We start from the raw sequence: 25,536 nt of genomic DNA on the forward strand, positions 1-25,536 counted from the left end.
CATGAAATCCAATAACACCGTGCTGATCGCGCTGTTCGCGGCGTTGATCGTCGTCTTGAGCCTGATGCCGCCGATTCCGCTGCCCGGCATCCCGGTGCCGATCACGCTGCAGACGCTGGGCGCCATGCTGGCTGGCGCGATGCTGGGGCCTGTGCGCGGCGCGCTGGCTTGCCTGCTTTATCTGGTGCTGGCGGCTATCGGCCTGCCGGTATTGCCTGGCGGCCGCGGCGGCTTGGGCGCGTTTCTCGGACCGACGGGCGGCTTTTTGATTGGCATGGTGGTGGGCGCTTTTGTCACGGGCTGGCTGGCGCGTGTGCTGGCGGGCCGCGCAACGGGCACGTGGGCAAAGCTCGTGGGCTACGTGGTGGCCTGCATCGTGGGCGGCATCGTCGTGGTCTACGCCTTTGGCGTGCCGTGGCTGGCCTCGGTCACCAAGATGGGCTTGCCCAAGGCGGCCACGGCGGTGGCGGTGTTCTTGCCGGGCGATCTGGTGAAAGCCGTGGTGGCCGCGTGGGTGGCGTCCCGGGTGGAGCGCGTCTGGCCGATGCTGGGCCGCTAGGACCTGGCGCCTAGCCGCTGACGCCTAACGGCTAACGGCTAACGGCTCAGGGCTGACGGCTAACGGCTAACCGACGGTGTCATTCGTGCGGTGACAGGACCGTAACCGGCGGCCCGACCTGTTTAGGGCATGCTGCGCACGTCCAAGGGAATCCCCCAACTGACGCGCCAAAAGTTTTTCTAGTACAAGTTCGCCATTAACGAATGCGTTTGCTGAGACAAGGTTTCTGTAGCACATCAGGGATTTACCGGAGTTGCGCGTCGTCATCTGATACTGTTTTAACCCTATAATATTTTTTTCTGTATAACTTTAACTAGGCTCGCTTCGCCTCAATCGAGGCACATAAGAGCCACCACAGGAGACAAAAAATATGCGCAAGCACTTCGGCTTGTCCGCGGCGGCTGCCGCCTTCGCCCTGGCTCTGCCGCTCCTGGCGAGCGCTCAGGTCAAAGTCGGCGTGACGGTGTCCAGCACCGGCCCCGCTGCATCGCTGGGTATTCCCGAGCGCAATACCGTGGCGCTGCTGCCCAAGGAAGTGGCCGGCCAGAAGATCGAATGGATCGTCCTGGACGACGCCACCGACACCACGCAAGCCGTCAAGAACTCGCGCAAGCTGGCCTCCGACGACAAGGTCGATGTGCTGATCGGCACGTCCGTCACGCCGGGCTCGCTGGCCATGGTCGACGTGGCCGCCGAAGCCAAAGTGCCGATGATCAGCGTGGCCGCCAGCGCCAAGATCGTCGAACCCGTTGATGACAAGCGCCGCTGGGTCTTCAAGACCCCGCAGAACGACGCCCTGATGGCAGGCGCTCTGGCTGACGCCATGGCCAAGTCCAAGGTCAAGACGCTGGGCTTCATCGGCTTTGCCGACGCGTACGGCGACGGCTGGCTCGACGTGATGCAAAAGGCCGCCAAGGCCAAGGGCATTGAAATCGTCGCCATCGAAAAATACAGCCGCACCGACACCAGCGTGACGGGCCAGGTGCTCAAGCTGGTCGGCGCAAAGCCGGACGCCATCCTGATCGCCGGCGCGGGCACCCCGTCCGCCTTGCCGCAAAAGGAACTGAAGGCTCGCAACTTCGGCGGCACCATCTATCAAACCCACGGCGCCGCCAACAACGACGTGCTGCGCGTGTGCGGCAAGGATTGCGACGGCATGTACCTGCCGGCCGGTCCGCTGCTGGTCGCCGCCCAATTGCCGGATAGCAACCCGGTGAAGAAGTCGGCCCTGGCCTACGTTGAAACCTACGAGAAGGCCAACGGCGCCGGCTCCACCAACACGTTCGGCGGCCACATGTGGGACGCCGGTCAACTGGTTGTGGCAGCATTGCCGGTTGCGCTGAAGACCGGCGCCAAGCCGGGCACGCCGGAATTCCGCGCCGCCATGCGCGACGCGCTGGAAGGCGTGAAGGATCTGGCCGCCTCGCAAGGCGTGTTCAACATGTCGCCCACCGACCACGCTGGCTTTGACGAGCGTTCGCGCGTCATCGTCAAGGTTGAAGGCGGCAAGTGGGTCTACCAGCCCGGCCTGTAATTCCCCAGGATTGCCCGATCCACGGGTGCAGAACGCAAGGCGGCGCCAGTCCATGGCGCCTGTCTTGCGGCACCTGAGCAATGCTTCGCACCGGCCTATCCGGCCGGTGTGTCGTATCAGTGTTCCGGGTGGGGTCGGAACACCAAGAATCAATAAGGTTGTTAGATGGATTCCTCTATTGCGCTGATCTTGCTGCAAGACGGTGTCGTCAACGGCGCCATCTATGCCCTCCTGGGCATGGCTCTGGTGCTGGTTTTCGCCGTTACGCGCGTCATTTTCATTCCCCAGGGCGAGTTCGTGGCGTTTGGCGCCCTGACGCTCGCCATGCTCGTGGATGGCAAGGTGCCCGGCACCGCCTATCTGCTGCCGCTGCTGGGCGTGGTCTGCCTCGCGCTTGAGCTGCTGCGCGCCGTGCGCACCCGCAGCTTTGCGGGCGTACCCAAATCACTGATCACCTGTATCGTTCTGCCGCTGGCTCTGCTGTGGCTGACGAAGAGCTACACCGGTCCCGACAACTCGCTGTGGCTGAACATGCTGCTGACGCTGTTGCTCGTGATCCCGATGGGCCCGATGGTCTATCGCATCGTCTATCAGCCTTTGGCCGAAGCCACCGTGCTGGTGCTGCTGATCGTCTCGGTTGCCGTGCACTTCGCGCTGACGGGTCTGGCGCTGGTGTTCTTTGGCGCGGAAGGCTGGCGCACGCCGGCATTCGTCAGCGGGCAGGTGGATCTGGGCTTCATGGTCTGGTCCGCGCAAAGCCTGTTCGTGGTGGCAACCTGCGCGCTGCTCATCATTGCGCTGTGGCTGTTCTTCGGCAAGACGCTGTATGGCCGCGCGCTGCGCGCCACCGCCGTCAACCGTCGCGGTGCGCGTCTGGTTGGCATCAGCACCACGATGTCGGGCAGCCTGACGTTCACGCTGGCCACCGCCATCGGCGCCATGTCCGGCATGCTGATCGCACCGATCACCACCGTGTATTACGACACCGGCTTCCTGATTGGCCTGAAGGGCTTTGTGGGCGCCATCATCGGCGGCCTGGCCAGCTACCCCGTGGCGGCCGCCGGCTCGCTGCTGGTGGGCGTGCTGGAATCCTTCTCGTCCTTCTGGGCCAGCGCCTATAAGGAAGTGATCGTCTTTACCTTGATTATCCCGGTTCTGGTCTGGCGTTCGTTCAGCACCCATCACGTGGACGAAGAGGAATAAACGTCATGAACCGCATTCTGCTTGTCGTATTTCTTGTCGTCCTGGCGGGCCTGCCATTGGTGCCGGTCACGCCCGAGTTCTGGGTGACGCAACTGAATTACATCGGTCTGGCCAGCCTGGTTGTGCTGGGTCTGGTGCTGCTGACCGGCGTGGGTGGCCTGACGTCGTTCGGCCAGGCTGCGTTTGTGGGTCTGGGCGCCTACACCACCGCATTCCTGACCACGCAGTACGACGTGTCGCCGTGGCTGGCCTTGCCGGCCGGCCTGATCCTGACCGCCGTCGTGGCCTATCTGCTGGGCGCGATCACCTTGCGCCTGTCGGGCCACTACCTGCCGCTGGGCACCATCGCCTGGGGCCTGTCGCTGTACTTCCTGTTTGGCAATATCGACTGGCTGGGCAAGCACGACGGCATCGCCGGCATTGAACCCATCAGCATCTTCGGGATGTCGCTGGCCAACGGCCGCCACATTTATTACCTGATCTGGGTGTTTGTGCTGTTGGCGCTGTGGGCAACCCGCAATCTGCTGAACTCGCGTCCGGGGCGCGCCATCCGTGCGCTGAAAAGCGGCGCGGGCATGGCCGAATCGATGGGCGTGAACACCGCTGCGTACAAGGTTGTGATCTTCGTGTGGGCGGCGTTGCTGGCGTGCATTTCGGGCTGGCTCTACGCGCACATGCAGCGCGCCGTCAGCCCCAGCCCCTTCGGCGTGAACTACGGTATTGAATACCTGTTCATGGCGGTAGTGGGCGGTGCGGGCTATGTCTGGGGCGCGTTGCTCGGTTCCAGCGTCATCCTGGTGCTGAAAGACCAGTTGCAGAACTGGCTGCCCAAGCTGCTGGACACCAACGCCAACTTCGAGATGATCGTCTTCGGCGTGCTGCTGATCCTGATGCTGCAATACGCCCGCAACGGCCTGTGGCCGATTCTGGCGGGCTGGTGGGGCAGCATCACGGGCGCCGACGGTTCGCGCCGTAATCTGGCGCCGCCCGCGCCCGCACCGGCGTTGCCGACGCGCGCACGCCCGCAAGCGGGTCAGGTGGTGCTGGAAGTGGACGCCATCCGCAAAGAGTTCGGCGGTCTGGTGGCCGTCAACGACATCACCTTCAAGGTCAGCTCCGGCGAAATCATGGGCTTGATCGGCCCCAACGGCGCCGGCAAGAGCACGACCTTCAACCTGATCAGCGGCGTGTTGCCGGTGACGCGCGGCCAAGTCACGTTCATGGGCCAGCGCATCGACAACCGTTCGGCGCGCGAGATCGCCAAGCTGGGCGTGGGCCGCACGTTCCAACACGTGCAGCTGCTGCCGGGCATGACCGTGCTGGAGAACGTGGCGTTGGGCGCGCACTTGCGCTCGGACGTTGGCGTGCTGGCTGGCGCCTTGCACTCGGACCGCGCCCGCGAAGCACAGTTGTTGCACGAGGCCGCCGAGCAGATCAAGCGCGTGGGCCTGGGTGAATACCTGTACGAACAGGCGGGCAATCTGGCGCTGGGCCAGCAACGCATTCTGGAAATCGCGCGCGCCTTGGCGTCTGATCCGGTGCTGCTGTTGCTGGACGAACCTGCCGCCGGCCTGCGCTACAAAGAAAAGCAAGACCTGGCGCGGGTGCTGGAGCAGCTGCGCGCGGAAGGCATGAGCATTCTGCTGGTCGAACACGATATGGATTTTGTGATGCGCCTGACCAACCACCTGGTGGTGATGGATTTCGGCACCAAGCTGGCCGAAGGCGTGCCAGCCGACGTGCAAAAGAACCCGGCGGTGCTGGAAGCCTATCTGGGCGGCATCGACGACGACCTGCCCGAAGCGGATCAGGCCAAGCCCGTGTCGGCAGGAGGTGTGCAATGAGCGCGACGCAAACGCCCGTTCTTGAAGTCAGCAATCTGTCGGCCCGCTACGGCAAGGTTGGCGCGCTGGTCGGCGCCACGCTGACCGTGCCTGCCGGCAGCATCGTGACGGTGATCGGCGCCAACGGCGCCGGCAAATCCACCATGCTGAACGCCATGATGGGGTCCTTGCCCCAGACCGGCCATGCGGCTGGCACGGTGCAGTACGCGGGCACCGATGTGTCCAGCTGGCAGGTCGAGCGCCGTGTGGCGGCCGGCATGTCGCTGGTGCCGGAACGCCGCGAACTGTTCGGCACCATGTCCGTGGAAGACAACCTGCTGCTGGGCGGCTTTCGCCGCTACCGTGCCCGCGAGGCTGGCTGGCGCGACACGTTGAACGAAGTGTTCGACCTGTTCCCGCGCTTGCGCGAACGCCGTGCGCAACAGGCCGGCACGTTGTCGGGCGGTGAACGCCAGATGCTGGCGGTGGGCCGCGCGCTGATGGCCAAGCCCACCTTGCTGATGCTGGATGAACCCAGCCTTGGCTTGGCGCCGCGTATCGTGCGCGAAATCTTCCACATCATCGCGCGCCTGCGCGAGACGGGTGTTGCGATTCTGCTGGTCGAACAAAACGCCCGCGCGGCGTTGCAAGTGGCCGACTACGGCTACGTGCTGGAAACCGGCGAGGTCATTCTCCATGGCCCGGCACGTGAACTGGCGGGTGACCCGAAAGTTATCGAAAGCTATCTCGGCCTGGGCAAGGGCGCGGACAAGGACTGACGCGACGCGCATCCGTCCTTTCCAAATAACAACCGGGCGCTGCCCGGTTTTTTTATCGCTTGAAGACTATCGCTTGAAGACTATCGCTTGAAGACTTCCACCACGCGAAAGCGTTCACACACCAGCATCATGTCTGGCGCATAGCCGCCGTTGCGGTCGAAGTAGGCAATGTGCGCATCGCGCCAGACATCAAAAGGGCCTTCGCCTTCTGCCAGCGCAAACGCCTCGTCCACCTGGTCAAAGCGCTGGATCAACACGCTGGTGGTTTCGATGACGCAGGCCGGGCGGCCCTGGCCGTCCAGCACCACATCGCGCCGGCCAGCCTGGGGCACGGGTTCGTTGTCGTCGAAATGGGCGAGCGCGCCGCAGGTGGCCGTTTTGGTGCCGGCCAGTACCAGCGCCAGCAATTCGTCGGCCAGCGCGGGGGAGTCGCCAAACTGGAAGGTCACGGCATCTTCATAGGGGGCGGGCGGTTTCATGCCAACGGTGTCCATTGCAAGATCAGTTCCTGACCCATCGCGGGGTCGGAGGTGGATGGGGCGCCGGTTTCGATGCGCCCGGCGAACCGGCGCGACCACGCGGGAGCGTCATTATCGCGCACCGTAACGTCGTACCAGCCGCCGGTGCGTGTCATGTCCCAGGACAGGTCAACGGACGCGCCGGCCGCCAACGTCGTGTCGGCTTGCTGCGGGTGCTCATACGCATTGGCGGCCACGCGGAATGTGCGCGATTGAATTCCCGGGTTGTGTACCGACAGCCGCAAGGATGCACCCGGTTTGTCATAGGCGGCGATGACTTCAAGCTGCGGGGCGGCGGGGGGGCTGATGGCCGTGGCATCCGTAGTGTGGCTGACAGGGGTGGTAACCGTAGCACCCGTGTAATGCCGGTGAAAGCCATTCGGGCCCAACACCCAAAGGTCGTAGCGGCCGTCGTCCTCCGAGGTCAGCCATTGGCCTTCCAGCTGTTTTCCGGCCTCGACCGTATAACGGCGCGGGCCGCGTTCCAGATGCAGGCGGTCATAGACGTGCAGCACCGCGCCTGCCGCGCCAGCATTCTCACATTGCAGCGTGACTTGTTCACCGTCGACGCGCGCATGCACGTGCAGCGCATAGGGCAGCGCGCGCGATGGCCGGGTGCCGGGCGCTTGGCGCGCAAGGCCAGGCTCGGCGGGCGCGGGCGGAATGACGGTGCCGGGTAACGCCGACGCTTGCGCCGCACGTTCGGACGTGGCGGGAAACGCGCGCAGCAAGTCGGCGCCGTCGGGGTTCGCGAAATCGAAGATCGACGTCAGGTCACCACATACCGCGCGCCGCCACGGCGAAATGTTCGTCTCCGCCACGCCAAAGCGCTGCTCAACAAAGCGCAACACCGAGGTGTGATCGAACACCTGCGAGTTGACCCAGCCGCCTTTGGTCCACGGCGACAGCACGTACATCGGCACGCGTGGCCCCAGCCCATAAACCCCATGCAGATGCGCCGGCGTGTCGTCTTTTTCCACGCCGGTGATGATCTCGTGATATTCGCCCCGCGTGTCCACGGTGGACGCGCCCGCCATGGCACCCGAGGCGTCGCGCGATGGCGGCGCAGGCGGCGGCATGTGGTCGAAGAAGCCGTCGTTCTCGTCGAACATCAGCAGCAGGACGGTCTTGCTCCAGACCTCGGGGTTGGCCGTCAATGCATCCAGCACGCGCGCGGTGTAGTCGGCGCCTTGCGCCGGGCTGGACGGGCTGGGATGTTCCGAGCCCGCCTTGGTGGCGCAGATCCATGTCACTTGCGGCAGCGTGCCATCCAGCACGTCTTGCCGCAGCATGTCCAGATCGCGCGTCGTCAGCGCCTTGTCTTTCAGCGCCGCGAGCGACCCCGGTGCGCCTTGGTAAGCATCGCGATACGCTTTGAACCCGGCCGTGGGATTCAGCGAATAGTTGTCCGCCATGTTTTGGTAGATGCGCCAGCTGACGCCAGCGGCTTCCAGCCGTTCGGGATAGGTCGTCCACGTGTAGGCGCGGGCGGGGTCACCGCCCTTGAGCTTGTTGTAGACGTTGCCCAGCGCCGGGCCGTTGCCGCGTCCCTCGCCATCGTTGGTGCCGCTCCACACGAACAGCCGGTTCGTGTTGGTGCCGCCCGTGAACGAACAGTGATAGGCGTCACACACCGTGAAGGCGCGTGCCATTGCGTACTGGAAGGGCATGTCGGCGTCGGTGTAGTACGCCATTGAATGATTTTTCTTGGCGGCAGGCCACTGGCCCATGCGGCCTGCGTCCCAGGCGTCTTGCGCGTTGGACCAGGTATGCGGCGTGCTGGCGATGCGCAAGGTCTCGAAGGCTTCGCGCGTGTCCAGGTGATAGGGCAGCACGCTGCGCGGGGCGCCCTCGTCAGGCTTGTCGTTGTATTGCGCCCAGACGGTGCGATGCCGATAGTCGGGGCTGTCCGGCACCGGAATCGGAAAGCGGTCGCCGAAGCCTCGTACCCCGGCGAGCCCGCCGAAGTAATGATCGAACGACCGGTTTTCCTGCATGAAGATCACGATGTGTTCAACATCGCGGATCGTGCCGGTGCGGTGGTTGGCGGGGATGGCGAGCGCCCGCCGAATCGAGGCGGGCAAGAACGCCAGCGCGCTGCCAGCGCCTGCCAGGGATGCGCTCGTGCGCAGGAAATCGCGTCTGCTGTGCATGGCTCTACCTTGCGGTGCGAAGCCGATAGCGTACGCGGGTTTCCCTTTTTTTTCGCTGACAGCGCCGGGCTGGTTTTACTTGCGGCCCGTGCTTTCCGCGTAGTCCATGTACAGCTTGTGAGCGCGGCGCGCCATCGGGCCGTATTCCAGCACGCGGTCTTCCACGCGGTTCACATGGACCACCTTGCCGTAGTTGCCGGACGAGAACACTTCGTCGGCTTCTTCGACATCGGCGCGGGTCAGGCTGCGCTCTTGCACTTCAACGCCATCGGCCTTCAGCAGCGCCAGCACGCGGCGGCGCGTAATGCCGTTCAGGAACGTGCCGTTATCAACCGGCGTGGACACCACGCCGTTCTTGGCGAGCCACAAATTGCTGGTGGCGAATTCCGCGATGTTGCCCGCGCCGTCCAGCATGATGGCGTTGTCGAAACCCTTTTCGGCGGCTTCGCGGATGGCGCGCTGGCCATTGGGGTACAGGCAGGAGGCCTTGGCGTCGGTGGGCGCCATGTTCGGCCACGACCGCGCAAAGCTCGAGAAGCAGGCCGAGAAACCTTGTTCGCCCGGCATCGGCACCTTGAACACGTGCAGCACGAACTGCGTCTTGTCGGCATCCGGCAACAGGAAGCCGTCGGCGCAGTAGAACATCGGCTTGATGTAGAGCTCGGTGCCTTCAGGGAATTTGGCCACGGCTTCCAGGCACAGCTTCTGGATCGTTTCCCAATCCATCTGCGGCTTCATCAGCATCTTTTCAGCCGAGCGCACAACGCGCTGGCAGTGCAGGTCCAGGTCAGGCGTCAGGCCGCGGAAAGCGCGCGCGCCGTCGAAGACCATGCTGGCCATCCAGAAGGCGTGGTCGGCGGGGCCGAGCAGTTTGGGGTTTTCGGTGGTCCAGTGACCGTTGTGCCAATACAGGGCGTCCATGCTTATCTTCCTTCACTTGTGTGGGGTGACGCAGCCGGGGCAATACCGAGGCATTACCGGGGCGGCGCCGAAACGTCAGGATACATGAGGCGGCGGGCAAGGTTGGCGCGCCATCGCACGTCATTCGCACGTCATTCGTGCGTCATTCACGGGCCAATGCGGCCTGCACACGATCAGCGGCATCTGCCGGCATCCATTGCCGCCAGACGGGGCCGTACTGCTTCAGGAAGTAGCGTGCGGCGTCTTCGGGTTCTTTGCCTTCCGTTTCCAGCCAGCCCAAGGTGGCGTTGATGGCGTCATCCGGCACGGTCAGCTTGCTGAGGAATTCCGCGATCTTGGGCGCGTCCTTCGCAAACGCCGCGTTCACGCCGGTCACGACCGGATTGGGCTTGAACTCTGTGGCGACGGGGTTGGCGCATTTGGGATCGGTCATGCAGGTGTAGGCCGTCTGGTCGAAGGCGGGCAGTTCCAGTTTCACCAGGTCCAGCGCACCCACCAGCGACGTGGGCGTCCAGTAATAGAAAACGATGTCGCGCTTGCGCTTGTACGCCGACACGATGGCCGCCTTTTGCGCCGCGCCGGAACCGGGGGCGAAAAGCGAATAGTCCTTGTCCAGCTTCAACGCACGCAGCAGGTTGTCGTTCAAGGTGCCGCAGGCCCAGCCGGCGGGGCAGCCGTAGATGCGGCCGCGTCCCGGTTCCTCGGGGTCGGCGAACACGTCTTTCATGCGCGCCAGGTCGGCGGCAGACTTCAATTCAGGATGGCGTTCGACGGTATAGCGCGGCACGTACCAGCCTTCGCCCGCGTCATACACATGGCCCACGCCCAGCACCTTGCCGCTGGCCAGGGCCTTTTTCCAGGCGCCTTCGATCTGGCCAGGCCAGACTTCGGGCGTGACATCCACATCGCCGCGTTGCAGCGCGGCCAGCATCGGCAGCGTTTCGCCGATTTCGACGGTGGTCTTGCAGCCGTAGCCGTGTTCCAGCACATAGCGTTCGATGCCCGCCAACACCAGGTTGGACTCCCAGTTCAGCCCGCTGAAGCGGACGGGGCGGTTGACTTCACAAGTGGGGGTTGCCGAAGGGCTTGCTGCCGGGCTGGCGGCATTCGCGGCGGGAGCAGCAAGCAGCGCCGCGGCCAGGGCCAAAGCGGCAGAGACGGGGGCGAGCGGATGCGGGTTGCGCATGGTCAGGCACCTGTTGGGTTGGGTGCGTTTTATTGTACGGGCGCTTGTGGCGGCCCTAATGCAAACGGGGCCGCATGATGCGGCCCCGTCCGGGTGACAAGCAGGGTCAGGCGGAATGCGGTCAGGCGCGGGCGGCGCGCCGGCGGTCGATGAAGGCGCCGACTTCGCCCACGATGCCGCGCCGGAAGGCCAGCACGCAGATGACGAAGATCAGGCCGATCACGATGGTGACCGATTCGCCCAGGCGCAGGAACCATTCCACGCCGGTCAGGCTGGCCATCATCTGGCCGAAGTCGCCCACCTTGTTCTCAAGCAGCACCACGATGAAGGCGCCGAGGATGGGGCCGGTCAAGGTGCCCAGCCCGCCGATCAGCGTCATCAGGATGACTAGCCCGGACATCTGCCAGGTGGCGTCCGACAAGGTGGCCGACACGAACACCAGCGTCTTGGTGGCGCCGGCAAGCCCGGCCAGCGCGGCCGACAGCACGAAGGCCAGCAGCTTAAAGCGGTCGACGTCATAGCCCAGCGAGACCGCACGCGGCTCGTTCTCGCGCAGCGCTTGCAGCACTTGTCCGAACGGCGAATTCACCGTGCGCCAGATGATGAAGTAGCCCAGCACGAAAATGCCCATCACCACGTAGTACAGGTTGATGTCCTTGGACAAATCCAGCATGCCCAGCAAGGTGCCGCGCGGCACGCTTTGCAGGCCGTCTTCGCCGCCGGTGAACTTGGCTTGCAGGAAGAAGAAGAACACCATCTGCGCCAGCGCCAGCGTGATCATCGCGAAGTAGATGCCGCTGCGGCGAATGGCGATGGCGCCCATCGCCAGCCCCAGCAACGCCGCCACGCCCACGCCGAACAGCAGGCCGATCTCGGTGGGAAAGCCCCACACCTTCATCGCGTACCCGGCCGCGTAGGCCGCGCTGCCCAGGAAGGCGGCGTGCCCGAACGACAAGAGCCCGGTAAAGCCCAAGAGCAGGTTGAATGCGCAGGCAAAGAGCGCGTAGCACATGATCTTCATGGCGAAGATCGGGTACACCCCCAGGAAGGGGAGAGCGGCCACCACGACGGCCAGTACCGCATAGCCCAGGAATTGACGATTCATTTTTCTTTTCCGAACAGCCCGGCCGGGCGGATCAACAGAACGATGGCCATGATGATGAACACCACGGTGCTGGACGCTTCGGGCCAGAACACCTTGGTCAGTCCTTCAATCACGCCCAGGCCCAACCCGGTCACGATGGCGCCCATGATGGACCCCATGCCCCCGATCACGACCACGGCGAACACGACGATGATGAGGTTGGACCCCATCAGCGGCGAAATCTGCAAAACGGGCGCAGCCAGCACACCCGCAAAGCCGGCCAGCGCCACGCCGAAACCGTAGGTCAGCGTGATCATGCGCGGCACGTTCACGCCAAAGGCTTCAACCAGGCGCGGGTTCTCGGTGCCGGCGCGCAGCAGGGCGCCCAGGCGAGTGCGTTCAATGACGAACCAGGTCGCCAGGCAGACCACCACCGACGCCGCCACGACCCAGCCGCGATAGTTCGGCAGAATCATGAAGCCCAGGTTGGTCGCGCCACGCAGCGCTTCGGGGGTCGGGTAAGGTTGCCCCGATACGCCGTAGAAGCTGCGGAACAGGCCTTCGATCAGCAAGGTCAGGCCGAAGGTCAGCAGCAGCCCATAAAGGTGATCAAGCTTGTACAGATGCTTGAGCAATAGTTTTTCGATCAGTATGCCGAACAGCCCCACGACCAGCGGCGCCAGGATCAGCATGATCCAGTAGTTCAACCCCAGGTACGACAGCCCCATCCAGGCGATGAACGCGCCCAGCATGTAGAGCGCGCCGTGCGCGAAGTTGATGACGTTCAGCAGCCCGAAGATCACGGCAAGCCCGAGCGACAACATGGCATAGAAGGAACCGTTGACCAGGCCCAGTAATAGCTGGCCGAACAAGGCCTGTATAGGGATGCCGAAAAGGTCAGTCATCTTGTGAAAATCCTGCGCGTACGGATGGAAGCGAGCAAATTCAAGGTGCGGCCGCGGCCCGCGCCGGGCCGCACCTTGGGGTCACATGAGCCGGGAATTATTTCTTGACCAGCTTGCAGGTGGACTCGGACAGCTTGGTGTAGACCTCGTCGCCAGGCAGCGTGGCCACGACCTTGTAGTAGTCCCACGGGCCCTTGGATTCGGCCGGGGTCTTCACTTGCATCAGGTACATGTCATGGACCATGCGGCCGTCTTCGCGCACATAGCCGCCTTGGGTGAAGAAGTCGTTGATCTTGTTCGACTTCATCCACTTGATGACGGTGTCGGCGTCGTCCGTGCCTGTTGCCTTCACGGCGTTCAGGTAGAACATCGTCGACGAGTAGTCGCCCGCTTGCAGCATCGACGGCTTGCGGCCGACCTTGGCTTCAAACTTCTTGGCCCAGGCGCGCGAGGCATCGGATTGATCCCAGTACCAGCCGTCGGTCAGGTACATGCCTTGCGTGGCTTGCAGGCCCAGCGAGTGCACGTCGTTGATGAACACGAGCAGGCCGGCCATCTTCATCGTCTTGGTCACGCCGAATTCATTGGCGGCCTTGATGGTGTTGATGGTGTCGCCACCCGCGTTGGCCATGCCCAGAATCTGCGCCTTGGAGGCTTGCGCTTGCAACAGGAAGGACGAGAAGTCCGATGCGCCCAGCGGTGCGCGCACCTGGCCCTTGATCTCGCCGCCGGCAGCCTTCACAACCGCCACGGTGTCGCGTTCCAGCGCGTGGCCGAAGGCGTAGTCGGCCGTCAGGAAGAACCAGCTCTTGCCGCCGTCCTTCACCACCGCCGAACCGGTGCCGCGCGCCAGCGCCACGGTGTCGTAGGCGTAGTGGACGGTGTAGGGCGAACATTGCGCGTTGGTCAGGTCGGATGCGCCCGCGCCCACGGCGATGAACGGCTTTTTCTTTTCAGCCGCCACGGCCGCCATGGCCAGGCTGGTGGCCGAGTTCGTGCCCGCAACAATGACGTCGACCTTCTGCTGGTCGAACCATTCGCGTGCGCGCGCCGACGCCACGTCGGCCTTGTTCTGGTGGTCGGCCGAGACAACTTCGATCTTCTTGCCGTTGATGGTGCCGCCGGCGTCTTCGATCGCCATGCGGATCGCGTCCAGACCAGCCTTGCCGTCGATGTCGGAATACACGCCCGACATGTCGGTGATGAAGCCGATGCGGATGACATCGTCGGAGATACCTTGCGCGTGGGCGGTTGCCCCTGCAAATCCCAGGCCCGCCATGGCCAGTGCAGCAGTGATGGTGTGCAGCTTCATGGGATGACTCCTCTTCCCTACGGTGTAGTGTTGCCGGGGGTCCGGCGGATGACAGGTTGTTTTAGACGCCCAACAATTCGTTGAGCGTGTCCTGTTTTTCTGAAAGTTCTGCGGCTTCGAAATGCTCGACGATCTGGCCGTGCTCCATGACATAGAAGCGGTCAGCCAGCGGAGCCGCGAAGCGGAAGTTCTGCTCGACCATGACGATCGTGTAGCCGCGCTGCTTCAGCGTCTTGATCATGCGGGCAAGCGCCTGCACGATGACGGGCGCCAGGCCTTCGGAGATTTCGTCCAGCAGCAGCAAATTGGCGCCGGTGCGCAGAATGCGCGCCACGGCCAGCATCTGTTGTTCGCCGCCCGACAAGCGCGTGCCCGGCGAATTCCGGCGCTCTTGCAGGTTGGGGAACATGTCGTAGATTTCGGCCAGCGACATGCCGCCGCCCAGCGAACCCACGACCGGCGGCAGCAGCAGATTTTCTTCGCAAGACAGGCTGGCGAAGATGCCGCGTTCTTCGGGGCAATAGCCCACGCCCAGGTGGGCGATTTTGTAGGTGGGCAGGTCGATGGCTTCGGTGCCGTGAATGCGCACCGAGCCCTTGCGGGAACCCGTCAGCCCGAGAATCGCGCGCAACGTCGTGGTGCGGCCGGCGCCATTGCGGCCCAGCAGCGTGACGACTTCACCTTGCCCCACGCGCATATCCACGCCGTGCAGGATGTGCGATTCCCCGTACCAGGCTTGCAAGCCTGAAATTTCCAGTGCCGGGGTGCTCATGCGTGCGCTCCTTGAAGTTCGCCGTCGGTGGTGCCCATGTACGCCTGCATCACGGCCGGATGGCGGGAGACTTCGGCGTACGTGCCTTCGGCCAGCACCGAGCCGCGCGCGAGCACGGTGATGGTGTTGGCGATGGAGGACACGACGTTCATGTTGTGTTCCACCATCAGGATCGTGCGCCCGGCGCTGACGCGCTTGATCAGCTGCGTGACGCGGTCCACGTCTTCGTGGCCCATGCCCTGCGTGGGCTCGTCCAGCAGCATCAGTTCGGGTTCCATCGCCAGCGTGGTGGCGATTTCCAGCGCGCGCTTGCGGCCATACGGCAGATTCACCGTGGTCTCGTTCGCAAAGGCGCCCAGGTCCACCTGTTCAAGCAGCGCGCGCGCCGGCTCGTTCAAGGACGCCAGCCGCTTGTCGCTTTGCCAGAAGTGAAACGACAGCCCCGTCTTGCGCTGCAAGCCGATGCGCACGTTCTCAAGCACGGTCAGGTGTGGGAACACCGCCGAAATCTGGAACGAGCGAATCACGCCACGCCGCGCAATCTGCGCGGGGCGCTCGCCGGTAATGTCGATACCGTTGAACTTGATGGTTCCCGACGTGGGAGATAAGAACTTGGTAAGCAGGTTGAAGCATGTGGTCTTGCCCGCGCCGTTAGGCCCGATCAAGGCATGAATCTCGCCTCGCTTGATACGCAAATCGACCCCATTGACCGCGACGAATCCGCGGAACTCCTTGGTGAGGCCTTTTGTCTCCAGGATTGTGTCATCCATGTCCGCTGCACCAGCGTTGTATTTATATGGTCTCTGCCTGCCGTCGTTGCGACAGACCCCCGCGGGGTCAGAAAACCAGAGATGTCTCGTAGTTTTCTGATGAGTTGCCGGCGAGTATGCGGACCTCTTTATCAAAATTCCATGAGGGTTTTACATAGGTTTTGCAGTGCGGAAAGGTCAATTGTCGGCAGGCCGACAATACACGCCGCTCAAGGCGGGAAAACCCTTTTCCATGCGCAATGCATTGCAGCAAATACGCGTTGATTCTTATCAATTGATCAAACAAATTCAGCGAGGGAAAACCCCGGTTTTCCGCTCGCTGAAATCACAATGCCCTATTTGGACCGCAGGGTTTACGCGGGTGTTTTTTGTTTGAATTCACACAGATCGGAAATGCCGCATTGGGGGCACTTCGGTTTGCGCGCCACGCAGATGTAGCGGCCATGCAGGATCAGCCAGTGATGAGCGTCCTGGATATATTCGCGCGGGATGAATTTCACGAGCTTGTCTTCCACTTCAAGCACGTTCTTGCCCGGCGCGATACCGGTGCGGTTCGACACGCGAAAGATATGCGTATCCACCGCCATCGTGGGCTGGCCGAATGCGGTGTTGAGCACGACGTTGGCCGTCTTGCGGCCCACGCCCGGCAGCGATTCCAATGCCTCGCGCGTTTGCGGCACTTCGCCGCCGTGATGCTCAAGCAATATCCGACAGGTGGCGATCGTGTTCTTGGCTTTGGTGCGGTACAGCCCGATGGTCTTGATGTAATCGGACAAGCCTTCTTCGCCCAGCGCCAGCAACGCTTCGGGCGTGCCGTATTGCGGGAAGAATTTACGCGTGGCGATGTTGACTGACTTGTCGGTGGCCTGCGCCGACAACAGCACCGCGATCAGCAGCTGGAACGGCGTGTCGTATTCCAGTTCGGTCGTGGGGTTCGGGTTGGCCGCTTGCAGGCGGGCGAAGATCTCACGGCGTTTGGCTGCGTTCATGACTGCGTCGGATTACGGCGGGCCCGGGCGCGGGCCAACGCGGATTCAATGGCGGAGCGCTTGCGGTCTTCGCTTTGCGCGTCGTCGGCGGCGGGCGGGGGCGCACTTGCGGCGGCGGGCGTCTCTGGCGCCATCAGGCGGGCGTTGTCGGCAGCCAGGCGTTCGGCTCGCGCCTGGTGGCTGCGATGCCGTTGGCGGCTGATGGTGGCGTCTTCTGCGGTCCATGCGCGGCCGGCAGGCACCATTTGAATACAGTCCACCGGACAGGGCGCCACGCACAGATCACAGCCCGTGCACCAATCGGCCAGCACGGTATGCATGTGTTTGTTTGCGCCCACGATCGCGTCGACCGGACAGGCCTGGATGCACAGCGTACAGCCGATGCAGTGCGATTCATCGATGCGGGCAACCAGCAGCGGGCCGGGTTCGCCGCGCTCAAGGTCCAGCGGCAGGGCGGGGGTTTGCAGCAGGGCGGACAGCGCGGCGATGCCGTCGTCGCCACCGGGCGGGCAGCGGTTGATCGGCGCTGAGCCGTCCGCGATGGCGTCGGCATAAGGCCGGCAGCCGTCATAGCCGCACTTGGTGCATTGCGTCTGGGGCAGCAAGGCGTCGATGCGGTCGGCAAGTGAGCGACAGGACATGTAAGGCCAATAAAAGAAAAGGGGCCACGCGGGCCCCGTGAAATACGGATCAGGCTTGAGGAGGCGCGGGCCAGGCCCGCGCGTCACCTGCCGGACGGCGCTGTGCCGTCGTCAAGCCGATTGCCGGATGAATTCGGCAATTTTAGGACAGATCATTTCGCGCCAGCGGCGGCCCGAGAAAATGCCGTAGTGGCCGCAGTTCGGCGCCGTGTAGTGCGACTTGCGCTCGGCCGGAATGTTCTTGCACAGCTTGATGGCCGCACGCGTCTGGCCCTGGCCCGAGATATCGTCCAGCTCGCCTTCAATGGTGAAGAGCGCAACCTTCTTGATGTCGGCGGGGCGCACCGTCTGGCCGTCGACTTCCCACGTGCCGCTGGGCAGCGCGAAGTCCTGGAACACCATGCGGATCGTGTCCAGATAGAACTCGGCCGGCATGTCCAGCACTGCGTTGTATTCGTCGTAGAAGCGGCGGTGCGCTTCGGCGTCGCTGTCGTCGCCGCGCAGCAAGTCCAGGTAGAACTCGTAGTGCGACTTCATGTGGCGGTCGGGGTTCATGGCCATGAACCCGGCGTGCTGCAGGAAGCCGGGGTAGACCTTGCGGCCCGCGCCCGGGTAACGCGGCGGCACCGGGTGGATCACCTGGCTTTCAAACCACGAATAGGGCTTGGTGGTGGCCAGGCGGTTCACCTGCGTGGGCGACTGGCGCGGGTCGATGGGGCCGCCCATCATGACCATGCTGCGCGGCTGGCAGGGGTCATTGGCGGTGGCCATCAGCGACACGGCGGCCAGCACCGGCACGGTGGGCTGGCAGACCGAAATCACGTGCACGTCCGGGCCCAGGTGGCGGATGAAATCCTGCACGTAGCGCACGTAGTCGTTCAGATGGAACGGGCCGGCGGCTAGCGGCACCATGCGGGCGTCGACCCAATCTGTGACATAAACGTCATGGTTGGGCAGCAGGGCGCGCACGGTGTCGCGCAGCAAGGTCGCATGGTGGCCCGATAGCGGGGCAACCAGCAGCACTTTGGGGTCATCGCGGCCGGCGAGGCGCACGTCGCGGTGAAAGTGCACCAGGCGGCAGAAGGGCTTGTCCAACGCCAGCGCTTCGGTCACGCGAACGGTCTTGCCGTTGATCTCGGTGGTGGGAAGATTCCAGGCGGGTTTCTGGTATTCCTTGCCGATACGCGTCATCAGCTCGTACCCCGCGGCCATCTGGCGGGAAATCGGGGTGTAAGCGAGGGGACTGTAGGGACTGGAGAACAGCTGAGAACCGGCATCCGTGAATGCAGCGAACGGAGTCAGGAAGGCGCGCTGCATTTCGTGCAATTGGTACAGCATTTGGAGGATGTCCTTCTGGGTCGAGCGTGTGCCCCGATTATTGCGCCGAGGACTAAAGATATATCCAATCAGCCTAAAGAAACTGCGGCAAACACCGGGATTCTGTTGCTAAAAAGAGACCCGTCATCCCCTTAGGCACCAGTTTAGGGCGTTTTTTTGCCCAGCATAGAGACCAAAGGGAGGATTTATGCACTAGGCCGGCCAGTGCGGGATCACCAGTAATTTTCTACTGCCAGGTTGCCGGGAATGCCCCGGCGGCCCGGCTTGAAACCGCGTTCGCCCAGCAGCTTGCGAGCGTCCGCCAGCATGTCGGGGTTGCCGCAAAGCATGATCTTCGCCTGCTCCGGGTCCAGCGGCAGCCCGGCCAGCTGCTCTAGCCGGCCATCGGCGATCAGCGTGGTCAGGCGCTCTTGCGGCATGCCGGGCAGCGCTTCGCGGGTGGCGATGGGCAGGTAGATGAGCTTTTGCGGATCTGCCGCAAACACCTCGGCCAGTTCCGGCCGCGCGCCCCAGGATTCGATTTCTTCGCGATAGGCCAGCTCCGCCACGGTGCGCACGCCGTGCACCAGAATGATGCGGCGATAGGCGCGCCATGTGGCGGGGTCGCGCAGCAGCGACAGGTAGGCCGACAGGCCGGTGCCGGAAGCCAAAAGCCACAGGTCGCCGCCGGGCGCGAAGCGTTCCAGCGTCAGGAAACCGTAGGGCGTTTTTTCGACGTACAAGGCATCGCCCGGGCGCAACTGCGCCATGCGGGGGCTGAACAGGCCGTCGGGAACCACGATGGAATAGAACTCCAGCCCGGACTCGTGCGGGGCGGACACCATCGAGTAGGCGCGCCACAGCGTGGGCGGGCCGTGGGGATCATCAGCCCCGGGTAAACCGACCCGGGCGAACTGGCCCGGCAGGAACGTATACGCGTCGTCGCGCGTTACGCGCAATGAGAACAGCTTGTCGGGCACCCAGGTGTGGATCTGAGTGACGGTTTGGCGCGTGTATTTGGAGTCGTCGGTCATCGGGGCATCGCACGAAACCGGTTGCCAGGCGGCAGCCAGCTATCGCGGATTATTTTTCCAGGAATTGCAGCTTGTCCTGCTTGCCGTTCCAGTCGTCGGCGTCCGGCAGGGGCTTCTTGGCGCGGCTGATGCTGGCGAACTCGGGCGAGAGCTCAGCGTTCAGCGCGATGAAATTCAGTTGGTCTTGCGGCACGTCTTCTTCGGCGTAGATCGCATTGGCCGGGCATTCCGGGATGCAGACGGCGCAGTCGATGCATTCGTCGGGATCGATCACGAGGAAGTTCGGACCCTCACGAAAACAGTCCACCGGGCACACATCAACGCAATCGGTGTACTTGCACTTAATACAGTTTTCGGTGACAACGTGGGTCATTCAGGAACTCCGGGATCGGCGGCATTTGTGTCTTGTTGGGCGGATTTTACCCAATGCGCGCCCGATGTGCCGGTAATACCCGTATTGACTTCGTGGCCCATGGCCCTGAACCCCCGGTTCTCTATGCTATGGTGTCGCGAAACCGATACGCGCAATCATGATAATCACTTCGCTGCTCGACACCGATCTGTATAAATTCAGCATGATGCAGGTGGTACTGCATCAGTTCCCCGCTGCACAGGTCGAGTACCGTTACAAGTGCCGCACCGTTGGGGCCGATCTGCGCCCCTATCTGGATGAAATCCGCGAAGAAGTGCACCAGCTGTGCCAGCTGCGCTTCACCCAGGATGAGCTGGATTATCTGGGCGGCTTGCGCTTCATCAAGAGCGACTTCGTCGACTTTCTTGGCCTGTTCCATCTGCCCGAGCGCTGCATCCACATCACTGAAGGCGATGCGCCGGGCGAGATCGCCATTGAAGTGAAAGGCCCGTGGCTGCACACGATTCTCTTCGAGATCCCGGTGCTGGCCATCGTCAACGAGGTCTACTTCCGCAACACACGCAAGAACCCCGATTGGGAAGAAGGCCGCCAGCGTCTGCAATCCAAGATGCACCTGGTGCTGGACGACCCGGCGCTGGCCGATTTCCGCGTGGCTGAATACGGCACGCGCCGCCGCTTCTCCAAGGTCTGGCACCAGGAAGTGGTGTCCACCATGAAGGCCCAGATGGGCGAGCATTTTGCAGGCACCAGCAACGTGTTGCTGGCCAAGCAGCATGAAGTGCTGCCGCTGGGCACGATGGGCCACGAATACTTGCAGGCTTGCCAGGCGCTGGGGCCGCGGTTGCGGGATTCGCAGGTGTTTGCGCTGGAAGTCTGGGCCAAGGAATACCGGGGCGACCTCGGCATTGCGCTGTCGGACGTCTACGGCATGGACGCGTTCCTGCGCGACTTCGACATGTATTTCTGCAAGCTCTTTGACGGCGCCCGCCACGATTCCGGCGACCCCTTCGTCTGGGGCGAACGCTTGCTTGAGCACTACCGCAAGAACCGCGTGGACCCGCGCGCGAAGACGCTGGTGTTCTCGGATTCGCTGACCTTCCCGCGCGCAATCGAGCTGGCCCGCCAGTTCTCGGGCCGCTGCAAGGTGTCTTTCGGCATCGGCACGAACCTGACCAACGACCTGGGCCACGAACCATTGCAGATCGTCATGAAGATGGTCCGCTGCAATGGCCAGCCGGTGGCCAAGGTGTCTGATGCGCCAGAAAAAACCATGTGCGACGACCCCGCCTATCTGGCGTATCTGCGCCAGGTGTTTCAGTTGCCTCCCGCCTGAGGGCGGCTCGGGGTAAATTGCTGGTTTCCAGTTTCATCAACCCAACTCGACTCTAGGGGAATATTCATGAGCAGCATCAAGCGCTTCCACGTCGCCAAGCGCCTGTCGGACATGGCCGTGTACAACGGTGTCGCGTACCTGGCAGGCCAGGTGCCGGACGACGCCAAGCTGGACATTACCGGCCAGACCGAGCAAGTGCTGGCGACGATCGATCGCCTGCTGGCCGAAGCCGGCACCGACAAGACCAAGATCCTGATGGCCCAGATCTACGTGGCCAACATCAAGGAATTCGACGGCATGAACAAGGCATGGGACGCCTGGGTCGCTGACGGCAATTCGCCTCCGCGCGCCACGGTTGAAGCCCGCCTGGCCAACCCGGATTTCAAGGTCGAGATCATTGTGACGGCCGCTATCTAAGCGACTGCCGCCCGCAAGTGAAAAGCCCTTCGGCATGCCGAAGGGCTTTTTCTTTGAGCCTTGCACGCCTCTGCGCCAACGCGAAGGGGCGTTATTCCCCCATCAGCAACGTTGCCGCCAGCAGGCCGCCCAAGGCGTCGCAGCGCGAGAGTTCCGCCGCCGGCACCGTCTTTTCCGCCACGATCTGTTCGGGCGTCTGCGCACCCAGATTCACGATCAATGCAGGCGCCACCGCGCTCAGCCGCCATCCGGTGCAAATCCGTTCCACCTGCCGCGCGGCGCCCGTGCCATCGCTGCCGGCGCTGATCGCGCAGGCGTAGGGCAAGCCCTGAATGCGGTCGAGCACGGCGTAGTAGTTGCGATCAAAAAACTCCTTCATCTCGCCGCTCAGGCTTGCCAGGTTTTCGGGCGCGCAGAACAGATAGCCGTGGCTTGCCAGCAAGGCGTCGGCTTCAACGTCGGAGGCCCGCAGCAACTTCACGCACAAGGCGTCCGCCAGGTCGAGTTCGGCCGCGGCCGCTTGCGCGCCACGCGCTGCGGCCTCGGCCATTTGCCTTGCCGCGCCGGTGCGCGAATGCCAGACGATCAGCAGCTGCTTCATGCGTAGCGCGCCAAGGTGTCCTGCCGGTAATAGGCCCGCAGCAGGTCATACCATTCGGGCAGCGCCTGCTGCATCGGGAACGGGTCCACGAAGAAGTGTTCGGAGCTGACCGCGAAGAATTCCGCCTCGTCCGTGGCCGCGTACGGGTCCATCGGCAATTGGCCGTACCAGGCGTCGGCTTCTTCGCTTTCGGGGTCCACGTCGTGCGGAATGGCGGCTTCCACGGCATCGAGCGCGGCGATGAAGCGGTCAAGGCTGTCGTCCAACACGCGGCGCCATACCTGCGGTTTCAGATCCGGGTGCGCGGCCAGCGACGGCATGCCGTCCGCAAAACCGGAACGCAGGTCCAGCTTATGGGCGAACTCATGGATGACGACATTGAAGCCACCGTCAGACAACTGCGTGTCCTCCCAGGAGAGCACCAGCGGGCCGCCTTCCCACGCTTCGCCCGCCGCATCTTCGATGTACTCGTGAACCACGCCGTCATCGTCCTGGCGCGAACGCGGAATACGGAAGCTGGCCGGATACACGATGATTTCGTCCCAGCCCTCATAGAGTTCAGGGGCGAGGTTCAGGATGGGCAGGCTGGCCTGCGCGGCAATCGACAGCCGCATGAAGTCCGAGACGTCCAGGCCCTGCGCGCCGTTGATGGTCTTGCTGGCCAGCAGCCAGGCCGACCGCGCGAGCAGCTGAGCGGTTTCATCGGCGTTCAACGCCGCCAGGAAAGGGTGGGCATCCAGCACCTGCCGCCACAGTTCGGGCGAGATGCGGGCTTGCATCTCGGCCACTTCGGACGCGCGGGCGCCCCGGCCCTTGAGCCAGCGCAACATAAGCTTGGGTTCCTTCTATATATCGGGATATGGCAGGGGATTCTGAGTGATCAAACCCTAGTGTAGAGTGTCGGGATATCAACCAACCCCAGCACGACGCCCTTCATGTCCGCCCCGCCTGTTATCGATGCGCCTTCGCCTTTTGACGCTTCCTGGCGGCAGGAGGTCGGGGCGGGCCTGGACGCCGATGGCCTGGCGCTGATTGACCGGGCCGTCGCCTGGGCCATCCCGCGCTTTGAAGGCCAGCACGCGCTGACTGGCGAGCCGTTGGCCAGCCACGGCGCAGGCGTCGTCCGCATCCTGGCGGCCCTGCATACCGACGCCGCCACGCGCGCCGCCGCGCTGCTGGCCGCCTTGCCCACCGACTTGATGGCGCCCGCGCCCGCCTTGCGCAACGACCCCGTCGCCACCGCCTTCGGCGCCGAAGTGGCGCGGCTGGTGCAAGGCACGCGCGCCCTGTTGCGGCTGGGCGTGGTGGCCCGCCAAGCCAGCGACGCCGAAGCCGAAAGCGGTTCGCAAAAGGAAATGCAGCGCAAGATGCTGCTGGCCATGGCGGCCGACCTGCGCATCGTGCTGATGCGCTTGGCCTCGCGGCTGCGCACCTTGCGTTGGCACGCGGAAAGCAAGGCGCCATGCTCGACCGGGTTCGCGCAGGAAACGCTGGATCTGTATGCGCCACTGGCAAACCGGCTGGGCATCTGGCAGATCAAATGGGAAATGGAAGACCTGGCTTTCCGCTTCCTGGAGCCCGACCGCTACAAGCAGATCGCCCGATTGCTGGAAGAAAAGCGGGTTGAGCGCGAAGCCTTCATTGCGGGCGCCATCGAGCGCATGCAAACGGCGTTGGCCAAGAGCGGCATCGACGCCGAAGTCAGCGGCCGGCCCAAGCACATCTACAGCATCTGGAACAAGATGCGGGTCAAGCGCCTGGACTTCTCGCACATGTACGACTTGCGCGCATTGCGCATCATCGTCGAAGACGTGCGCGCCTGTTATACGGCGTTGGGGCTGGTGCACGAAATGTGGACGCCACTGTCCGACGAGTTCGACGACTACATCTCGCGGCCCAAGCCCAATGGCTATCGCTCGCTGCATACCGTGGTGGCGGACGATGACGGCCGCCCGTTCGAAGTGCAGATTCGCACGCGCGAGATGCATCAGTTCGCCGAATACGGCATGGCCGCGCATTGGCGCTACAAGGAAGCGGGCGCGAAGGGCGGCCAGGTTGCGGCCTCCAGTGAATACGACCGCCAATTGGCGTGGATGCGCCAGCTGCTGGCCTGGAACAGCGATGTCGAAGGCGGTGCAGAGCCGGGGCAGGCGTCGGGACTCGAGTCCGGAAACGCGTCGGGCCAAGAGGCTGGCAAGCCCGGGGGCAAAGCGGAATCCGGCAAAGGCGCCTCGGGCAAGCCGGGGTCCAGCAAGAATCGCAATGCGGTGAAGGCGCCCGCGCACACGGACGAACGCATCTACGTGCTGACGCCGCAAGCGCGCGTGATCGAGCTGCCCGCAGGCGCCACGCCGGTGGACTTCGCCTATCACCTGCACACGGACCTGGGCCACCGCTGCCGCGGCGCGCGTGTCGACGGGCAGATGGTGCCGCTGCAAACGCACTTGTCGACCGGGCAGACCGTGGAGATCATCTCCGCCAAGTCGGGCGGGCCTTCGCGCGACTGGCTCAATCCCCAGTTGGGGTTCCTGGCCAGCCCGCGGGCGCGCGCCAAGGTGCGCATGTGGTTCAACGCCATTGAATTGCAGCAACGCATCACCCAAGGCCAGGCCTTGGTTGAAAAAGAATTGCAGCGGCTGGGCAAGACGGCCGTCAATCTGGAACAGCTGGCGCAAAACCTGGGCTTTGCGCGCGCCGACGACCTGTACGTTGCGGCGGCCAAGGAAGAGTTCAGCCTGCGCCAGATCGACAGTGTTTTCCAGCAGCCCGGTCCCGCGGTGGAACCCCAGCCTGCCGCGTTGCGCAACGCCAGCGCGGGCAGCGCCGAGAAAAGCGGCAAGAGCGGCGTGCTGGTGGTGGGGGTGGGTTCGCTGCTGACGCAGCTGGCGCGCTGCTGCCGCCCCGCGCCACCCGACGCCATTGCGGGCTTCGTCACGCGGGGGCGCGGCGTGTCGATTCATCGCAGCGACTGCCACAGTTATCTGGCCTTGGCCGCGCGCGAACCCGAGCGCGTCATTGAAGTGGCCTGGGGCGAAACCTCAGACACGTTCTATCCGGTGGACGTCAGCGTGCGCGCGCACGACCGTCCCGGTCTGTTGCGCGACCTGTCCGAAGTTTTTGCGCGGCTGCGTCTGAACGTGGTGGGGGTGAATACGCAGAGCAAGCAGTCGCTGGCTCATATGGTGTTCACGGTGGAGGTGCGCGGGGGCGAATCGCTCGCCCGTGCGCTGGACGCCTTGGCCGAAGTGGCGGGCGTGTCCTCGGCAACGCGCCGGTAGGACGAAAACCCCCAGGGCCAGGCGGCCGTGGGGG

At 63.7% G+C, this 25,536-nt stretch carries 24 protein-coding genes; 8 read left to right on the forward strand and 16 right to left on the reverse strand.

Annotated elements, in window-relative coordinates; translation table 11 throughout:
• Nucleotide 1 precedes the first annotated feature (1 nt).
• The 5 genes from HV765_RS09240 (at nt 2) to HV765_RS09260 (ending at nt 5,898) form a co-directional block, all read left to right on the forward strand.
• Nucleotides 2-559, forward strand: a complete 558-nt coding sequence (locus HV765_RS09240) for a biotin transporter BioY (protein ID WP_054424102.1) — start codon at nt 2-4, stop codon at nt 557-559.
• Between the two features lie 370 nt (nt 560-929).
• Nucleotides 930-2,093: an ABC transporter substrate-binding protein gene (locus HV765_RS09245; protein WP_054424101.1), complete on the forward strand. Its 1,164-nt coding sequence runs from the start codon at nt 930-932 to the stop codon at nt 2,091-2,093.
• 165 nt (nt 2,094-2,258) lie between these two features.
• Entirely contained in the window at nt 2,259-3,296 is a 1,038-nt protein-coding gene (locus HV765_RS09250; RefSeq protein WP_054424099.1) for a branched-chain amino acid ABC transporter permease, read from the forward strand.
• A 5-nt stretch (nt 3,297-3,301) separates the two neighbouring features.
• Nucleotides 3,302-5,140 (forward strand): branched-chain amino acid ABC transporter ATP-binding protein/permease, encoded by a 1,839-nt coding sequence (locus tag HV765_RS09255; protein ID WP_054424096.1) that lies wholly within the window; start codon nt 3,302-3,304, stop codon nt 5,138-5,140.
• Complete coding sequence (locus HV765_RS09260; RefSeq protein WP_054424094.1) at nt 5,137-5,898, forward strand: ABC transporter ATP-binding protein; 762 nt, start codon at nt 5,137-5,139, stop codon at nt 5,896-5,898. Before HV765_RS09255 ends, HV765_RS09260 begins: the two co-directional genes overlap by 4 nt.
• Nucleotides 5,899-5,978: 80 nt before the next feature.
• Here the strand turns inward: HV765_RS09260 and HV765_RS09265 are convergent, their stop codons facing one another.
• The 14 genes from HV765_RS09265 to fdxA all read right to left on the reverse strand — a co-directional run bounded on the left by HV765_RS09265 (nt 5,979) and on the right by fdxA (nt 19,873).
• On the reverse strand, nt 5,979-6,377 hold the full coding sequence (locus tag HV765_RS09265) for an ASCH domain-containing protein (RefSeq protein WP_054424702.1): 399 nt from the start codon (nt 6,375-6,377) through the stop codon (nt 5,979-5,981).
• Nucleotides 6,374-8,569 carry a phosphocholine-specific phospholipase C gene (locus HV765_RS09270; RefSeq protein ID WP_175169594.1) on the reverse strand — a complete coding sequence of 732 codons (2,196 nt, stop codon included), beginning with the start codon at nt 8,567-8,569 and terminating at the stop codon, nt 6,374-6,376. The genes HV765_RS09265 and HV765_RS09270 overlap by 4 nt, the downstream gene beginning before the upstream one ends.
• 75 nt (nt 8,570-8,644) lie before the next feature.
• A complete protein-coding gene (locus tag HV765_RS09275) occupies nt 8,645-9,490 on the reverse strand; it encodes a branched-chain amino acid aminotransferase (RefSeq protein WP_054424091.1) in 846 nt (281 codons plus the stop codon).
• Nucleotides 9,491-9,632: 142 nt separating this feature from the next.
• Complete coding sequence (locus tag HV765_RS09280; RefSeq protein ID WP_175169595.1) at nt 9,633-10,676, reverse strand: ABC transporter substrate-binding protein; 1,044 nt, start codon at nt 10,674-10,676, stop codon at nt 9,633-9,635.
• A 121-nt stretch (nt 10,677-10,797) separates the two neighbouring features.
• Complete coding sequence (locus HV765_RS09285; protein WP_175169596.1) at nt 10,798-11,781, reverse strand: branched-chain amino acid ABC transporter permease; 984 nt, start codon at nt 11,779-11,781, stop codon at nt 10,798-10,800.
• Nucleotides 11,778-12,665 (reverse strand): branched-chain amino acid ABC transporter permease, encoded by an 888-nt coding sequence (locus HV765_RS09290; RefSeq protein WP_054424084.1) that lies wholly within the window; start codon nt 12,663-12,665, stop codon nt 11,778-11,780. Before HV765_RS09290 ends, HV765_RS09285 begins: the two co-directional genes overlap by 4 nt.
• Nucleotides 12,666-12,762: 97 nt before the next feature.
• The gene (locus tag HV765_RS09295) at nt 12,763-13,977 is read right to left on the reverse strand and encodes an ABC transporter substrate-binding protein (protein WP_054424082.1); all 1,215 of its coding nucleotides are present in this window, start codon (nt 13,975-13,977) and stop codon (nt 12,763-12,765) included.
• A gap of 61 nt (nt 13,978-14,038) precedes the next feature.
• A complete protein-coding gene (locus HV765_RS09300) occupies nt 14,039-14,749 on the reverse strand; it encodes an ABC transporter ATP-binding protein (RefSeq protein WP_054424080.1) in 711 nt (236 codons plus the stop codon).
• Nucleotides 14,746-15,519, reverse strand: coding sequence for an ABC transporter ATP-binding protein (locus HV765_RS09305; RefSeq protein WP_054424078.1), 774 nt, complete (start codon nt 15,517-15,519; stop codon nt 14,746-14,748). Before HV765_RS09305 ends, HV765_RS09300 begins: the two co-directional genes overlap by 4 nt.
• 353 nt (nt 15,520-15,872) lie before the next feature.
• A complete protein-coding gene (gene nth / locus HV765_RS09310; RefSeq protein ID WP_054424076.1) occupies nt 15,873-16,508 on the reverse strand; it encodes an endonuclease III in 636 nt (211 codons plus the stop codon).
• Nucleotides 16,505-17,149 carry an electron transport complex subunit RsxB gene (gene rsxB / locus HV765_RS09315; RefSeq protein ID WP_175169597.1) on the reverse strand — a complete coding sequence of 215 codons (645 nt, stop codon included), beginning with the start codon at nt 17,147-17,149 and terminating at the stop codon, nt 16,505-16,507. The genes nth and rsxB overlap by 4 nt, the downstream gene beginning before the upstream one ends.
• A 111-nt stretch (nt 17,150-17,260) precedes the next feature.
• Complete coding sequence (locus HV765_RS09320) at nt 17,261-18,487, reverse strand: polyhydroxyalkanoate depolymerase (RefSeq protein WP_175169598.1); 1,227 nt, start codon at nt 18,485-18,487, stop codon at nt 17,261-17,263.
• A 212-nt stretch (nt 18,488-18,699) separates the two neighbouring features.
• Entirely contained in the window at nt 18,700-19,500 is an 801-nt protein-coding gene (locus HV765_RS09325) for a ferredoxin--NADP reductase (protein WP_175169599.1), read from the reverse strand.
• A gap of 49 nt (nt 19,501-19,549) precedes the next feature.
• On the reverse strand, nt 19,550-19,873 hold the full coding sequence (gene fdxA, locus HV765_RS09330) for a ferredoxin FdxA (protein WP_054424067.1): 324 nt from the start codon (nt 19,871-19,873) through the stop codon (nt 19,550-19,552).
• 157 nt (nt 19,874-20,030) lie between these two features.
• Here fdxA and pncB point away from each other — a divergent pair, with 157 nt between their 5' ends.
• Nucleotides 20,031-21,206 (forward strand): nicotinate phosphoribosyltransferase, encoded by a 1,176-nt coding sequence (gene pncB, locus HV765_RS09335; protein WP_054424065.1) that lies wholly within the window; start codon nt 20,031-20,033, stop codon nt 21,204-21,206.
• 66 nt (nt 21,207-21,272) lie between these two features.
• Entirely contained in the window at nt 21,273-21,623 is a 351-nt protein-coding gene (locus HV765_RS09340) for a RidA family protein (protein ID WP_006218017.1), read from the forward strand.
• A 91-nt stretch (nt 21,624-21,714) separates the two neighbouring features.
• Here HV765_RS09340 and HV765_RS09345 read toward each other — a convergent pair whose 3' ends face one another.
• Together HV765_RS09345 and HV765_RS09350 are read right to left on the reverse strand one after the other, a co-directional pair.
• Nucleotides 21,715-22,224, reverse strand: coding sequence for an NAD(P)H-dependent oxidoreductase (locus HV765_RS09345; protein ID WP_054424063.1), 510 nt, complete (start codon nt 22,222-22,224; stop codon nt 21,715-21,717).
• Nucleotides 22,221-23,054 (reverse strand): M90 family metallopeptidase, encoded by an 834-nt coding sequence (locus HV765_RS09350; protein ID WP_054424061.1) that lies wholly within the window; start codon nt 23,052-23,054, stop codon nt 22,221-22,223. The genes HV765_RS09345 and HV765_RS09350 overlap by 4 nt, the downstream gene beginning before the upstream one ends.
• Nucleotides 23,055-23,159: 105 nt before the next feature.
• Here HV765_RS09350 and HV765_RS09355 point away from each other — a divergent pair, with 105 nt between their 5' ends.
• Nucleotides 23,160-25,502 carry a RelA/SpoT family protein gene (locus tag HV765_RS09355; RefSeq protein ID WP_175169600.1) on the forward strand — a complete coding sequence of 781 codons (2,343 nt, stop codon included), beginning with the start codon at nt 23,160-23,162 and terminating at the stop codon, nt 25,500-25,502.
• Nucleotides 25,503-25,536 lie beyond the last annotated feature (34 nt).

Source organism: Achromobacter kerstersii (assembly GCF_902859595.1).
In the GTDB taxonomy this organism is placed as follows: domain Bacteria; phylum Pseudomonadota; class Gammaproteobacteria; order Burkholderiales; family Burkholderiaceae_B; genus Achromobacter; species Achromobacter kerstersii.

Bases quoted from the DNA above. Each gene is read 5' to 3' on its own strand.
- HV765_RS09240 (WP_054424102.1), top strand. From the start codon at position 2: ATGAAATCCAATAACACCGTGCTGATCGCGCTGTTCGCGGCGTTGATC.
- HV765_RS09245 (WP_054424101.1), top strand. From the start codon at position 930: ATGCGCAAGCACTTCGGCTTGTCCGCGGCGGCTGCCGCCTTCGCCCTG.
- HV765_RS09250 (WP_054424099.1), top strand. From the start codon at position 2,259: ATGGATTCCTCTATTGCGCTGATCTTGCTGCAAGACGGTGTCGTCAAC.
- HV765_RS09255 (WP_054424096.1), top strand. From the start codon at position 3,302: ATGAACCGCATTCTGCTTGTCGTATTTCTTGTCGTCCTGGCGGGCCTG.
- HV765_RS09260 (WP_054424094.1), top strand. From the start codon at position 5,137: ATGAGCGCGACGCAAACGCCCGTTCTTGAAGTCAGCAATCTGTCGGCC.
- HV765_RS09265 (WP_054424702.1), bottom strand. From the start codon at position 6,377: ATGAAACCGCCCGCCCCCTATGAAGATGCCGTGACCTTCCAGTTTGGC.
- HV765_RS09270 (WP_175169594.1), bottom strand. From the start codon at position 8,569: ATGCACAGCAGACGCGATTTCCTGCGCACGAGCGCATCCCTGGCAGGC.
- HV765_RS09275 (WP_054424091.1), bottom strand. From the start codon at position 9,490: ATGGACGCCCTGTATTGGCACAACGGTCACTGGACCACCGAAAACCCC.
- HV765_RS09280 (WP_175169595.1), bottom strand. From the start codon at position 10,676: ATGCGCAACCCGCATCCGCTCGCCCCCGTCTCTGCCGCTTTGGCCCTG.
- HV765_RS09285 (WP_175169596.1), bottom strand. From the start codon at position 11,781: ATGAATCGTCAATTCCTGGGCTATGCGGTACTGGCCGTCGTGGTGGCC.
- HV765_RS09290 (WP_054424084.1), bottom strand. From the start codon at position 12,665: ATGACTGACCTTTTCGGCATCCCTATACAGGCCTTGTTCGGCCAGCTA.
- HV765_RS09295 (WP_054424082.1), bottom strand. From the start codon at position 13,977: ATGAAGCTGCACACCATCACTGCTGCACTGGCCATGGCGGGCCTGGGA.
- HV765_RS09300 (WP_054424080.1), bottom strand. From the start codon at position 14,749: ATGAGCACCCCGGCACTGGAAATTTCAGGCTTGCAAGCCTGGTACGGG.
- HV765_RS09305 (WP_054424078.1), bottom strand. From the start codon at position 15,519: ATGGATGACACAATCCTGGAGACAAAAGGCCTCACCAAGGAGTTCCGC.
- nth (WP_054424076.1), bottom strand. From the start codon at position 16,508: ATGAACGCAGCCAAACGCCGTGAGATCTTCGCCCGCCTGCAAGCGGCC.
- rsxB (WP_175169597.1), bottom strand. From the start codon at position 17,149: ATGTCCTGTCGCTCACTTGCCGACCGCATCGACGCCTTGCTGCCCCAG.
- HV765_RS09320 (WP_175169598.1), bottom strand. From the start codon at position 18,487: ATGCTGTACCAATTGCACGAAATGCAGCGCGCCTTCCTGACTCCGTTC.
- HV765_RS09325 (WP_175169599.1), bottom strand. From the start codon at position 19,500: ATGACCGACGACTCCAAATACACGCGCCAAACCGTCACTCAGATCCAC.
- fdxA (WP_054424067.1), bottom strand. From the start codon at position 19,873: ATGACCCACGTTGTCACCGAAAACTGTATTAAGTGCAAGTACACCGAT.
- pncB (WP_054424065.1), top strand. From the start codon at position 20,031: ATGATAATCACTTCGCTGCTCGACACCGATCTGTATAAATTCAGCATG.
- HV765_RS09340 (WP_006218017.1), top strand. From the start codon at position 21,273: ATGAGCAGCATCAAGCGCTTCCACGTCGCCAAGCGCCTGTCGGACATG.
- HV765_RS09345 (WP_054424063.1), bottom strand. From the start codon at position 22,224: ATGAAGCAGCTGCTGATCGTCTGGCATTCGCGCACCGGCGCGGCAAGG.
- HV765_RS09350 (WP_054424061.1), bottom strand. From the start codon at position 23,054: ATGTTGCGCTGGCTCAAGGGCCGGGGCGCCCGCGCGTCCGAAGTGGCC.
- HV765_RS09355 (WP_175169600.1), top strand. From the start codon at position 23,160: ATGTCCGCCCCGCCTGTTATCGATGCGCCTTCGCCTTTTGACGCTTCC.